Origin of the sequence: Colwellia psychrerythraea (genome assembly GCF_000764185.1) — a bacterium.
In the GTDB taxonomy this organism is placed as follows: Bacteria; Pseudomonadota; Gammaproteobacteria; order Enterobacterales; family Alteromonadaceae; genus Colwellia; species Colwellia psychrerythraea_B.
The window spans coordinates 1-12,872 of the sequence record NZ_JQEC01000070.1 but is presented as its reverse complement, the minus strand read 5'-3'; the positions used below and the strand labels follow the sequence as shown (position 1 = coordinate 12,872).

Sequence of the window (12,872 nt, the reverse complement as noted above, 5' to 3'; positions counted from 1 at the left end):
AAACATGACGAGAAATTTTACTTTTATACTTGTTTTAGAAGCTCAAATACAGTGGTTAAAATGTTTTACAGCTTTGATGAATGAGAAGGTATTGATCTGCTGTACAGGCTGGCTATTAATGAAACAGTATTTCAAATTAGATCACATTATCTGGGGTCGATAAAATCAAATAAGCCACTAACAACTTAGTACAAAGCTGTTAGTGGCTTTAAACAATACTGAGAACAAAATATTGCTGTCTGTTTGCATGTATTAGCGCACGGTACAGTTCAGCTTAAAAAATAAAACTTAAAGTTAAAGTTAAATAACTTGTTTACCCGCTTGATATAGAGCTGATAACGGATTTACGCCAAACTGATAACATAACTCTGCTGGTTGGTCTATGTTCCAAAGTGCAATATCAGCATCAAAGCCAACGGCCAACTGACCTTTAGACATGTCTAATCCTAGGGCTTTTGCACCATAACAAGTAATACCTGCTAAAGCCTCGCTTGGCGTTAATTTAAATAATGTACACGCCATATTTAACATTAGGTGAATATTATGTATTGGTGATGTACCTGGGTTAGCATCGGTTGCTATTGCCATAGGCACTTGATATTGACGCAGTAAGTCGATTGGTGGTAATTGCGTCTCACGCAAGAAGTAAAAAGCGCCAGGTAATAATACCGCGGTCATGCCTGATTTTTTCATTGCCTTAATGCCCGCTTCATCTAAAAATTCAATATGATCAGAAGATAAAGCATCATAATTAGCTGCCAGCTCAGAAGCGCCAAGATTCGATAATTGTTCTGCATGTACTTTAATCGGTAGGTTATAAGATGCTGCTGCCTCAAAAACACGCTTAGTTTGTGCCAGGCTAAAACCTATACCTTCACAAAACACATCAACCGCGTCGGCTAAGTTTTCATTAACCACCTGTGGCAGCATTTCATTGCAAACAATATCAAGGTAGCCATCAGCATCATCTTTATATTCAGTTGGTAAAGCATGGGCGCCGAGAAAAGTACGCTTGATAGTTACCGGCAATTCATCAGCTAACAGACCAGCCACTTTAAGCATTTTAATTTCATTAACAGTATCTAAACCATAACCTGATTTAATTTCAACGGTAGTTACACCTTGCTGGTGTAACGCGGTTAGTCTAGGTAAAGCGCTTGCCAGTAATTCTTGCTCACTAGCCTTTCGAGTCGCTGTAACAGTAGAAACAATACCGCCGCCCGCATTAGCAATTTCTTGATAGCTTTTACCTTGCAAGCGCATTTCAAATTCGTTGGCGCGATTGCCCCCATAAACCAGATGGGTATGACAATCGATTAGGCCCGGCGATAACCACTGACTCTTACCATCAATCACCTTAACCTTGCTTGCATCATAACTGGGTAGATCGGCTTCTTTTCCTAACCAGACAATTTTCCCTTCAGCTATCGCTAGTGCACCTTGATTAACTTCACCATAGCTATTGCCCCCGTCAGTCATAGTAGCTAAATTAACGTTAATATAAAGGGTTTGCCAAGAATGTGAATTAGTCATAAAAGTGCCTGATAATCGTGATAAAATAGTTGTCACTTGAGTATTAAAGACCAGCATCAACTTATTTTATAGAAGCTATTGCTAAGATAAAGATAGTTATAGTCTTTATTCGCCAAGTTTGCTCTCTGGTAAGCCAAACTTACCTATTTAATATAAATTCTACCTTTTATCCTATCAACACACAACTTGTATATACAACCCTTGCCTTTTCCTGAAATTTATGCGACCTTATCATTAAGTTAACTTCAGAGCCCGCCTAAATACGGCAGAAAAGACAATGGCAACTAATAGCGATAATACAGTAAATAAATCAGCTAAACCGGCTAAATATACAGTGATAAAACAGTATATTTGCGAAAACATTGAGTCTGGTGAATGGCCACAGAATGCCAAGGTACCTTCTGAAAATGAATTAACTCAAAAATTCGATGTTAGCCGTATGACCGCAAGACGCGCTTTACAAGATTTAACCGAGCAAGGAATCTTAGTACGATCACAAGGCGCAGGCACCTTTGTCGCTACCTTTAAATCGCAATCGTCGCTGTTAGAAATTCGTAATATTAGTGATGAAATTAGTGAACGTGGTCATCAACATAAAGCCAAACAGTTAATACTCAGATCTATTGCTGTTAGTGAAGAGTTAGCCATTTTATTAAATTTGAAAAATAATGAACACGTTTATTATTCAGAGATTTTACATCTTGAAAATGACGAAGCTATTCAATTAGAACAACGTTATGTTAATGCCAGTTTAGTGCCTGAATATTTATTACAAGACTTTACCCAAATTACTCCACATGAATACCTTTCATCGGTGGCACCTTTAACAGAAGCAACTCACGAAATAGAAGCGGTATTAGCAAGTCCTGAAGTTTGTCAGCATTTAGAGATCGAAACGAATATCCCCTGCTTACAAGTAAAACGTCGTACTTGGTCTAAACAAGGTGTAGTCAGTTTCGCTATTTTAACATCGCCAGGTAATAAATATCGCTTAGGTAGCCACTTAGTTGTCTAGTGTTGCTAAAAATAGAAACTTTAATACAGAATTTAACGTAAAAATAGATGAGTAACTAATATTACTCAGTAGTAATAAGTAGCATAAGAGTCTGGGGATTTCTCAGGAATGAATGCGGAGCTATGCCAATATCTACGAAATAGCTCTGCTAGTCTAGAGGCTATTCCTATCTAAAAGGAATAGCCTCTAATCTTTTACAGTGATAAGTTATTTAAAATATCGTCATCAACTAGGTTCGCTAAGGTAACTTTAAGTTTAGGCGTTCTGGCCATTTCGCGCTTTATTGCAAAATTAGCTTCTTCATTTCTCGCCCAACTGCGACGTGCAATGCCATTGTTAACATCAAATAACAGCATAGACTTTAGCTTACGCTCTGCATCATCAGTACCATCAAGTAACATACCAAAACCACCGTTGGTTACTTCACCCCAACCAACGCCGCCGCCATTATGGATAGAAACCCAAGTAGCACCACGGAAACTGTCGCCAATTACATTGTGGATTGCCATATCAGCGGTAAAGCGACTGCCATCATAAATATTAGACGTTTCGCGGTATGGTGAATCGGTACCACTGACATCATGGTGATCACGACCTAGTACTATAGGACCAATTTCACCACTATTAATGGCATCATTAAAGGCTTTAGCAATTTCCATTCTGCCTTGTGCATCAGCATAAAGAATGCGAGCTTGTGAGCCAACAACTAAGTTGTTTTGCTTGGCGTCTTTAATCCAGGTAATGTTGTCTTGCATTTGTTGCTGAATTTCTTCAGGCGATTCTTGCATGATTCTTTCAAGCACACTTGCTGCAATAGCATCGGTTTTATCTAGATCTTCAGGTTTACCAGAAGCACATACCCAACGGAATGGTCCAAAGCCATAGTCAAAACACATTGGCCCAAGAATATCCTGAACATATGAAGGATATTTAAAGTCGATGCCATTTTCAGCCATTACATCACCACCAGCACGAGAAGCTTCTAATAAGAAAGCGTTGCCGTAGTCGAAGAAGTAAGTGCCTTTAGCTGTATGTTTATTTACTGCATCGGCATGGCGCCTAAGTGTTTCTTGTACTTTTACTTTGAACACTTCTGGTTCTTCTCGAATTAATCGATTCGATTCTTCATAGCTAATGTCTACTGGGTAATAACCGCCTGACCAAGGGTTGTGCAATGACGTTTGGTCTGAGCCTAAATGAATGAAAACTTCTTTTTCATAAAAACGTTCCCATACATCAACGATATTCCCGATGTAAGCAATTGATACGACTTCTTCACTAGCTTGTGCTTCTTTGACACGCGCAACAAGCTCATCCATGTCATCAATTAACTCGTCAACCCAACCTTGCTGATGGCGTTTAGTCGCGGCATTAGCATTAACTTCTGCGCATACTGTAATGCAATTAGCTATGTTACCTGCTTTAGGTTGCGCACCACTCATGCCACCTAAGCCAGCTGTTAGGAATACTTTACCTTTAGATGTTTCGCCCTTCTTTCCACCGGTATTAAGCACTTTACGGAAGGCATTCATCACCGTAATAGTGGTGCCATGAACAATGCCTTGTGGGCCAATGTACATGAATGACCCCGCAGTCATTTGCCCATATTGCGTTACACCTAAGGCATTAAACTTTTCCCAATCATCTGGTTTAGAATAATTAGGGATCATCATGCCATTGGTTACTACAACACGTGGCGCTTCTGAAGATGACGGGAATAATCCCATCGGGTGACCAGAGTATAAATGCAAGGTTTGATCGTTTTCCATCTCACTTAAGTACTTCATCGTCAACAAGTATTGTGCCCAGTTTTGAAAAACTGCACCATTGCCGCCATAAGTAATTAACTCTTCAGGGTGTTGTGCAACAGCAGGGTCTAGGTTGTTTTCAACCATTAACATGATAGCTGCAGCTTGCTGACATTTTGCCGGATAATCAGCGATTGAACGAGCTTTCATATGGTAGCTAGGCTTAAAGCGGTACATATAAATACGACCGAAGTATTTTAGCTCTTGAGCAAACTCAGTAGCTAATTCCTGATGCCATTCTTTAGGGAAGTAACGCAACGCATTTCTTAACGCTAACTGTTTTTCATCGCTATTAAGAATATCTTTACGTTTCGGAGCACGATTGGCATCAGCAGGGTAAGCCTTTGCTTGTGGCAATACGCTTGGAATGCCTTGCTGAATCTCTTCTTTAAAAAGCGTTAGGTCTTTTAAATTCATCGTTGTATTCATGGTAATTGGCTCCCCTAATTATTTGCTGTCATCAACGTTTAAACTAACGGTAAACGCTTGTGACTTAACTAATCTGATCATGGCATCAATGTCAGGTTTTAATAATCTATCTTCTTCAAGTTTAGCGACTTTTGCTCTAATGATTTGGTGGTTTAGTTCAATAATATCAGAGCATTTGTTAGGGCGTCTAAATTCAAGAGCTTGTGCCGCATACATTAATTCGATAGCCAGTATTTTCTCTAAATTACCTAAAATTTGATTTAATTGTCTGCCAGAAATACTGCCCATGGAGACATGATCTTCCTGACCCATCGAGGTAGGTACACTATCAGCAGAGGGTGGGAAACAAAGCGATTTGTTCTCGGTTACCAGTGCCGCTGTTGCATATTGCGGGATCATCATGCCTGAGTTTAAGCCACCTGCAGAGGTCAATAATCTTGGTAAACCGTGAATACCTTCTAATAATAGGTAACAACGTCTGTCTGAAATGTTGCCCAACTCTGATGCGGCAATCGAAGCATAATCAAGCACCATTGCCAACGGTTGGCCATGGAAACTACCACCTGAAATTGCTTCTTCGCTACTGATAACAATTGGGTTATCAGTAACAGAATTCATTTCAATTTCAACTAACTCTTCTAAATGATAATAGGCATTACGTGATGCGCCATGCACTTGTGGAATACAGCGCAATGAATAAGGGTCTTGCACACGATCACACTCTTCATGATCAGCCATGTTTTGTGAATCTTTAAAGAACTCTCTCATGCGCGCAGCAACAACAAGGTTACCTTTAAATGCACGTGTTTGATGTAACTCGTCTCTAAATGGAGATTCGCTACCTTGCATACCTTCGATACTCATTGCACCTGTCATATCTGCTAGGTCTAATAAGTAACGCATTTTAGTTAATGCTGTGATGCCGTGAGATAATATAAATTGTGTGCCATTAATTAACGCCAAGCCTTCTTTTGCTTGCAGGTCCATCACGTCTAGACCATGTTCGCGAAGTAGCGGTGCAGCCGGCACTATTTCTCTATTTTTCCCCTCTTCACCTTGCCAGAACTCACCTTCACCAAGTAATGGTAAAAATAAGTGAGAAAGTGGTGCTAAATCACCTGATGCACCCACTGAACCTTGTTCAGGCACCACGGGGATCAAATCAAGTTTGATAAACGCTAACATACGTTCTACTACTTCAAGGCGAATACCTGAAAATCCTTGACTAAGTGCGTGTACTTTAGTGATCAACATCAGCTTTGAAATTGCTTTTTCAATTGGCTCACCAACACCTACGGCATGAGTGATTAGCAGGTTTTTTTGTAATAAATTAGTATCTTCAGGAGAAATTTGGGTATCGCATAACGGACCAAAACCCGTATTGATACCATAGACTGCTTTATCTGAAGCGGCCATTTTATCTACTCTTTGGCGACTTGTATTGATTTTATCTATCGCTTCTTGGCAAAGCTCAGCTTGAATACTGCCGTTAGCAATACCATTTACGATATCAAGATTTAAACGGTCTATACCATATTTAAACGTCATCTGAATTCTCCTAAATATTTATACCAACCGGACTAATTTATTGCTCACTTAGCGAGAATTAAAAGGTTTAGAGGCAAGGCATTGATTAAAGAGAATGGTTATTCCCTTGTCAAAATCAATAACGCTGCATATAGACCTTTTAAACTCGCCCTTCGGGAGTTCATTAGCAAACTGATAACATCACAAAATGAATGAAATATAGAGGAACTATGTTTAACTCATTTTATTTGTTTTAAGTTCGCTAATGTAACTCTAAGTTGACCAAGAAATTAATCCGTTTGGTATTAGTTGTTTTGTGCACAACGTGCGACTAATGAAATTATTTTAACTTGCTCTATATGTTTTATAAATACATAATAATCGTAATTCATTCCGATTATATCGAACTAATGAGAATATAAAAATGCAAGTTCATGACGTTGATTTACGTTTACTGAGAATATTCGTCGCCATCGTTGAGTGTGGCGGTTTATCAGCGGCAGAGTCCCGTTTAAATATAGGTCGTTCTACCATTAGTTCCCACTTATCTGACTTAGAAGTGCGTTTAGGTATCAAGTTATGTAAACGTGGCCGTAGTGGCTTTGAGATAACAGAATCTGGTCGCGTGACTTATCAAGCTTCATTAGAATTACTACAACAATGTGAAGCGTTTGCTAGTACTGTCGCCAGCTCTAAAAATGAACTTTCAGGCCGAGTAACTATTGCGACCATAGATACTTTAGTCAGTGATCCTCGTTGCGGTGTTGCCCGTACCATTCGTGCATTGAAAGCAAAAAGTAATAATATTCAGTTTGATATTAATGTTTGTGAAGCACGAGAAGTTGAAACATCTGTAGTCAATGGTCGTTCTTTGGTGGGAATTGGCGTAAGTAGACACCACTTACGCGGCTTAGACTATTATCCTTTACACAATGAAAATAATTACTTGTATTGTGCTGTCGACCACCCTTTATTTGATTGCAAACCTTCAGAAATCAATAAACTGCTACAAGATGCCGAAGTGATAACCAGTAACTATATGCGTGATAAAGAAAGTAGGAATGACGGTTTAAATTATCAAACCAGCGCCATTGCTTATCACGATGAAGGCATAGCCCACTTAATATTATCTGGAGAATTTATCGGTTATTTACCCGACCATTATGCAAATTATTGGGTCGAAAAAGGGCTATTCAAGGCAATTTTACCTGAGAAATATTCTTATCAAATACCTGTCGTCTTAATCTCCTCAAAAAATAACATCATCTCACCGTTAGCAAATGCACTGATAGAAGAAATCAAACGCTGTCATTCTTTTGGCTAATGCTTGTATTGGCAGGTGAAGGAATTAAAAATTAAAGGAAAATAACCTGAACTCTGGATAATGAGTACTTGATGCTTAAGTAAAAAATACTGCTTACGATTGTTAAGAAAAAAACTTACTAGATGAAGTAGATATATACTCTATCGATGTTTCAATTTCTTCAATTATCAAGGCAAAACGTTTATGAATAATAGGTTATTTATCGACGTTTTAACGCCGATAATTGGATAAAGGGGAATATTGAGCAAGTGCTGCTTATCCAGCGCTCAGGTTAAATAAAAACACAAAAAAGGGCAACATATGTCGCCCTTGCTAACGCTTCCGAGCTACATTTAAAGCGCAGCTTTAATCTCTTCTGCCGTTTTTAATCGTCGAATATCGACAAATAGCTCATCTGCTTGTTGATAATGATTTTTTAAATATTTCAGCCATTGCTTGATACGATTACAGTAATACTTACTCTTGTCGCCGTGAGTTTCAAATTCTGTATAAGCAGATAATATAGCTAGCACTTCTAACCACGGCATAATATTACTTTCTTGTTTAATGACCTGCCCTAGGTTCGGAATAGTCAGTGCGCCACGACCAACCATAAGATCTTTACAGCCAGAAACTTCTCGACATTTGATGGCATCTGCTAAATTCCAAATTTCGCCATTAGCGATAACGGGAATATTAATGGCATTTTTAATTTTAGCAATCCACTGCCAATGCGCAGGTGGTTTATAACCTTCTAATTTAGTACGGGCATGTACAGTAAGTTCATTGGCCCCTGCTGCCTCAACCGCTTGCGCATTTTCTATGGCGAGGGTTTTATCTTCATAACCCAAACGAATTTTAGCACTGACAATGGTCTCGTTAGGTACCGCTTCTTTAACGGCTTTTATTATTTGATAAAGATTTTCAGGATCTTTTAATAAAATAGAACCGCCACGACTTTTATTAACCGTTTTAGAGGGGCAACCAAAATTCAAATCGATACCACTGGAACCAAGCTCAATCACTTTAGCGGCATTTTCAGCCATATACTCAGGATATTGTCCTAATAACTGTACACGAACAGGTGTGCCCGCTTTAGTGCAGCTACCGTAAACATCAGCACCAATTAACTCGGGGCAGTAACGATGAAAAACACGATCGGGAAGCACTTGGTCAACCACACGAATAAACTCAGTGACACAGAGATCATAACTACCTACTTGGGTAAGTAAATCACGCATTCTGTAATCTAACACGCCTTCCATTGGGGCAAGTACAACACGCATTAATATGCAGCACTTTCATTAGCTAACAATATTTTCGAGGTTTTTCGCGTCCGGTAATACGTCATTAACTTTATCAGCATAAAGTAAAAAACTAAGGTTAAAGAGGCAACTGTTAGGTGAGTAATGATGGTGAATAACTGTAAACTCTCTTGCCAAAAAAAGATCGGGCCTGAATAAGTAACATAGCAAAGATCCAAAATAGTGACATGGCCCCAAACCACAATAAACAGTAGTTTAGCTTGATGGCGAGTAATAAAGTTTGTTGGCAGTAAATTCAAAAGACGACTCAGTAATAAATATCGGCGCTAGTATATCAAAGTACTGCCTTGCAGTATAAGGATCACTGCCAGTGAAAACGATAAGCTGCTTATAAAACAGATAACCTAGTTACCTTGATCAAGCCATTTGAGTAAATCGGCATAGACAAAATGATAGTTTAACACCGCTTTCGTTTTGCTACCTGAGACTATCTTAGGCTCATCACCTGATAACATCTCATCCTCTTCAAAAACCGGAGCAGGTAATTGTAAGGCTGTAGCTGCTGCCTGATAATATTGCTTTTTAGTTACTTGAGTTGAGCTAACACCATTAAAAATCCCACCAACGAGGTTACTTGTTAATATTGCCTGAATAAGGCCAACTGCATCTTGTTGATGAATCAAGTTCACAATGGCTTGTGGACTTTTTAACATACGACCATTTAACAAAAACTTGCCTGGATGACGATTAGGTCCAACTAAACCCGATAACCTCAGTACATAACCATTACGATTAACTAGGCCATCATTTGACTCATTAAAGCTTTGTTTACCATAACGATGCTCATTAAATAGAAGCACAGCTTGCTCAGCTTGACTTAATAGCGATACTTTATCAGCGGATAAATCCAATTTAATGTTTTCATCAACTAATCCTGATAAACCGTTATAAACTGCACTACTGCTCAGTAGAATAATTTTCTCGACACAGTTACTCGCTTTAGCTGCAGCAACTAACTGCTGAACTTTTTGTGCATAATCTACTCGGCCCTGTCGAAATTGTGGCGTAATGGCGATGACTAAACATTGTCGATTAAAAATGGGGTGCTTATTTAACAACGTTTGCTCTGTAGGTAAACATAAGACTTCAGCAGTGAGACCTTCACTTTTTAACTGCTCGACATTTTCAGCATTGCTACGGGTTGCCAGTACTTCGATATTTTGTTTTTTCAACTGATGCGCTAATGCGGTGCCCAACCAACCACAACCGACTATGCCTACTGAACTACCTAACAATAGGTTAACTTTATTTTTCATTGATTATTATTCTTTTCATAAGATTTAATTTGTGTCACCAGCGCTTTAGCTAAACCATTAGGCATTGGGATTGATAGATTATATTGGGAAATTTTCCAGCCTTGAGCGGTTTTAATTAATATCCCTGAGCCACGACAACTACCATAGCTTTCACTAAATAATAATTCATCAAAAAAGGCTACCTGCCCAGCTTGAATAATACTGATGTTACGCTCTGTTGGTATGTAGAGCCAGCCTGTACCTTTTGAAAAATATGGCACAACAAAATCTTTATACTGCTCTTTACTCCAGCGCTCGCTGGCATCGGTCCCAAGAAAAATAGCATCTTCGCTAAGTAAGTCGAAATAGGGCTTAGCCTTTGCACTCGCAGCAGCTTGATGAAAGCTATTTAATACTTTGGCTATATTTTTCTCATCCGTAGCGGCAAGTGCCTTAAAGCTAAACAAGCCAGAAGCTATAGCTAACACTATCGCTATAACGGCTAAAGAATACTTTTTCATTATTTTCTCACTTATGAACTTTCAAAATTAGTTTCTGGTTTAGTTTTATGTTTATGCTTATGCTCGAATTTTACTAAGGCTTAGCGGCTAAAACAGCATAACTACCGGTAAAGGTTGCCGCAATATTATCACCATTATAAATATGCGCGGTTAACTTAATACGAGCATTTTTACCTAATGTTAATCGACTGAAGTCACCTGATACTGACGCTGCAGAAACTTTTGCGTAACCAAGTCCTGCTATCGGCGCATGATATTCGATATTAGCTTTTGCTAAGACAATGTCACCTTTTATCTGCTGTTGTTGTAGTTGCAAATATACCCAGCCCCAGCCAGATAATGTTGCCAAGGTATAAATACTGCCAGCAAACATAGTGTTATGTAAGTTTTTATTAAAGCTAGCGTCACAATGAGTGATAAGCTCTTGACCATCAAAATAACTAATTTTAATGTTCATCGCTTTGCTGAGCGGAATAGTATCATGCCAAACATCTTGCAGTGCAGTTGACGATATAAGCTGGTGATTATTAGCATGAGTACAGGTTTTACTCATCGAAAAATGTTTAATTTCATCAAATAATAGGTGTGAAAAACCGTGAGACTGGTAACCGAGCTTCAGGTAAAAAGCCATAGCACTTTCCCTAGCGTTTAAACTCAACTCAGTAATACCTAACTTTTGTGCTGCTAGCTCTAGCGCTTTGATAATTATCTGACCAAGACCTTGTCCTTGCGCTTTTGAGCTTACAGCCATAAAGCGAATTTTAGCGCTGAACTGGCTAGATTTTTCTAGTCGACCAACCGCTAATACAGTATTATTTTCATCGATAATCATGCGATGGAAACTTTCTTGCTCTAGACTATCTCGTTCACTACCCAGTGCCTGGCCCCATGGCTTGCGTAACACTTGCCAACGTAATTGGTAATATTGCTCAAACTCTACAGCTGTTTTTGGTGACCTACAGACATTCATTGGCTATCCTTACGCTTATTCAAGATTATTAACAGTAAATTTAGGAATTGGTTAATGCAGTTGACAAAACATTTAGCCCAAGGTCGCTTAGTGTATTTAAGCCAACAACAAGATGCAATAACGGTTAGTGAAAACGACTATTATCGCTGGATGGCATTTAGTGACATAGTGCAAAGTGTTATGCACAGACGTAAGCCTTGGCAATTAACCCTACCCCATCAAATTGCGCTGATGTTACCACTGCTTTTTTTTCGGCCAAAACGCATCATTGAATTGGGCTTGGGTGGTGGTAACCTGACTCGATTTTTACAACATTTATCAAGCGAGATAAAGTTAACGACAATCGATCATAGTCAAGGTGTTATCGACAGTTTCGAGCAATATTTTAACCCTGAGCAGGCTAAACTAGACATTGCCTGTGCTGATGGCATGAGCTGGTTAGCACAGCAAAGTGCTGTTGAACTTGATTGGATTATTTGTGATGTCTATCAGTCGCAAGAGTTTGGCTTTGATGCCATCGTCAAGCAACTTGAAACGCTAACGGCTAAGTTGAATTCGCAAGCCTGTTTATCCATTAACTTACCTGACATTAGCGATAGCGATATTAACTTATGTCTAACCATATTGCAGCAGCTACAACCAGAGCATCATATAACTTATTTTAATATTCCTAATTACCTGAATATTGTTATTCACTTAACACCTAAAGATTGGCCACTGCACCGTTTAATAAAGCGTAATAAACAAAGTTATCTTCCATTAGTAACAATGAAGCGCTGGCGAAAATTTTGGCCTCATGGCTTACAACTGAATTAACCCCTGTTACCGCTTTTATTTCAATCATTTCTGCTTCACTGTGCTTGTTAAGACAAACGTCCTAAATTTCAGGCAATAAAAAAGCATGCCGAAGCATGCTTTTATCAAAATAATTATTGTTTAACTATTTTCTAGCAGCGTCTTTAGCTATTTTAGCCGCTTTAACTTCTGCAATAACAGTTTCGCACCGTTATTAGGACAAGGCACCTGTATTGTTAGCTGAGATAATTCAGTTGGAATTTTCTTCATGCCTTAAACGCTTAGTTATCAAATTTAAGACACAAAAAAGCCTACCGAAGTAGGCTTTTAAATTAACAATTAAGTGTTAACTATTTTCTAGCAGCGTCTTTAGCTATTTTAGCCGCTTTAACTTCTGCAATAACAGTTTCA

The 12,872-nt window shown here is 38.8% G+C and carries 10 protein-coding genes; 3 read left to right on the top strand and 7 right to left on the bottom strand.

From position 1 onward, the window contains the following. Positions 1–300 precede the first annotated feature (300 nt). Positions 301–1,533, bottom strand: coding sequence for an imidazolonepropionase (hutI, locus tag GAB14E_RS02610; RefSeq protein ID WP_033084182.1), 1,233 nt, complete (start codon positions 1,531–1,533; stop codon positions 301–303). 277 nt (positions 1,534–1,810) lie between these two features. Between hutI and hutC the strand changes: the two genes are divergently transcribed. After that, positions 1,811–2,548: a histidine utilization repressor gene (hutC, locus tag GAB14E_RS02615; protein WP_052094063.1), complete on the top strand. Its 738-nt coding sequence runs from the start codon at positions 1,811–1,813 to the stop codon at positions 2,546–2,548. Between the two features lie 194 nt (positions 2,549–2,742). Here the strand turns inward: hutC and GAB14E_RS02620 are convergent, their stop codons facing one another. Continuing rightward, positions 2,743–4,785, bottom strand: coding sequence for a urocanate hydratase (locus tag GAB14E_RS02620; protein ID WP_052094062.1), 2,043 nt, complete (start codon positions 4,783–4,785; stop codon positions 2,743–2,745). 18 nt (positions 4,786–4,803) lie between these two features. Next, a complete protein-coding gene (hutH, locus tag GAB14E_RS02625) occupies positions 4,804–6,333 on the bottom strand; it encodes a histidine ammonia-lyase (RefSeq protein WP_033084181.1) in 1,530 nt (509 codons plus the stop codon). A gap of 403 nt (positions 6,334–6,736) precedes the next feature. Between hutH and GAB14E_RS02630 the strand changes: the two genes are divergently transcribed. Then, positions 6,737–7,636: a LysR family transcriptional regulator gene (locus GAB14E_RS02630; RefSeq protein ID WP_033084180.1), complete on the top strand. Its 900-nt coding sequence runs from the start codon at positions 6,737–6,739 to the stop codon at positions 7,634–7,636. 332 nt (positions 7,637–7,968) lie between these two features. Here the strand turns inward: GAB14E_RS02630 and dusC are convergent, their stop codons facing one another. From dusC to GAB14E_RS02650, 4 genes are all read right to left on the bottom strand, one after another. Further along, positions 7,969–8,901 (bottom strand): tRNA dihydrouridine(16) synthase DusC, encoded by a 933-nt coding sequence (gene dusC, locus GAB14E_RS02635; RefSeq protein ID WP_033084179.1) that lies wholly within the window; start codon positions 8,899–8,901, stop codon positions 7,969–7,971. Positions 8,902–9,284: 383 nt separating this feature from the next. Next, positions 9,285–10,196, bottom strand: a complete 912-nt coding sequence (locus GAB14E_RS02640) for an SDR family oxidoreductase (protein WP_033084177.1) — start codon at positions 10,194–10,196, stop codon at positions 9,285–9,287. Then, positions 10,193–10,696, bottom strand: coding sequence for a nuclear transport factor 2 family protein (locus GAB14E_RS02645; RefSeq protein WP_033084176.1), 504 nt, complete (start codon positions 10,694–10,696; stop codon positions 10,193–10,195). The genes GAB14E_RS02640 and GAB14E_RS02645 overlap by 4 nt, the downstream gene beginning before the upstream one ends. A 73-nt stretch (positions 10,697–10,769) precedes the next feature. Further along, a complete protein-coding gene (locus GAB14E_RS02650) occupies positions 10,770–11,666 on the bottom strand; it encodes a bifunctional GNAT family N-acetyltransferase/hotdog fold thioesterase (protein WP_033084175.1) in 897 nt (298 codons plus the stop codon). A 54-nt stretch (positions 11,667–11,720) separates the two neighbouring features. Between GAB14E_RS02650 and GAB14E_RS02655 the strand changes: the two genes are divergently transcribed. After that, a complete protein-coding gene (locus tag GAB14E_RS02655; RefSeq protein WP_033084174.1) occupies positions 11,721–12,482 on the top strand; it encodes a class I SAM-dependent methyltransferase in 762 nt (253 codons plus the stop codon). Positions 12,483–12,872 lie beyond the last annotated feature (390 nt).

Bases quoted from the DNA above. Each gene is read 5' to 3' on its own strand.
- GAB14E_RS02630 (WP_033084180.1), top strand. From the start codon at position 6,737: ATGCAAGTTCATGACGTTGATTTACGTTTACTGAGAATATTCGTCGCC.
- GAB14E_RS02620 (WP_052094062.1), bottom strand. From the start codon at position 4,785: ATGAATACAACGATGAATTTAAAAGACCTAACGCTTTTTAAAGAAGAG.
- GAB14E_RS02655 (WP_033084174.1), top strand. From the start codon at position 11,721: ATGCAGTTGACAAAACATTTAGCCCAAGGTCGCTTAGTGTATTTAAGC.
- dusC (WP_033084179.1), bottom strand. From the start codon at position 8,901: ATGCGTGTTGTACTTGCCCCAATGGAAGGCGTGTTAGATTACAGAATG.
- hutH (WP_033084181.1), bottom strand. From the start codon at position 6,333: ATGACGTTTAAATATGGTATAGACCGTTTAAATCTTGATATCGTAAAT.
- hutI (WP_033084182.1), bottom strand. From the start codon at position 1,533: ATGACTAATTCACATTCTTGGCAAACCCTTTATATTAACGTTAATTTA.
- hutC (WP_052094063.1), top strand. From the start codon at position 1,811: ATGGCAACTAATAGCGATAATACAGTAAATAAATCAGCTAAACCGGCT.
- GAB14E_RS02650 (WP_033084175.1), bottom strand. From the start codon at position 11,666: ATGAATGTCTGTAGGTCACCAAAAACAGCTGTAGAGTTTGAGCAATAT.
- GAB14E_RS02640 (WP_033084177.1), bottom strand. From the start codon at position 10,196: ATGAAAAATAAAGTTAACCTATTGTTAGGTAGTTCAGTAGGCATAGTC.
- GAB14E_RS02645 (WP_033084176.1), bottom strand. From the start codon at position 10,696: ATGAAAAAGTATTCTTTAGCCGTTATAGCGATAGTGTTAGCTATAGCT.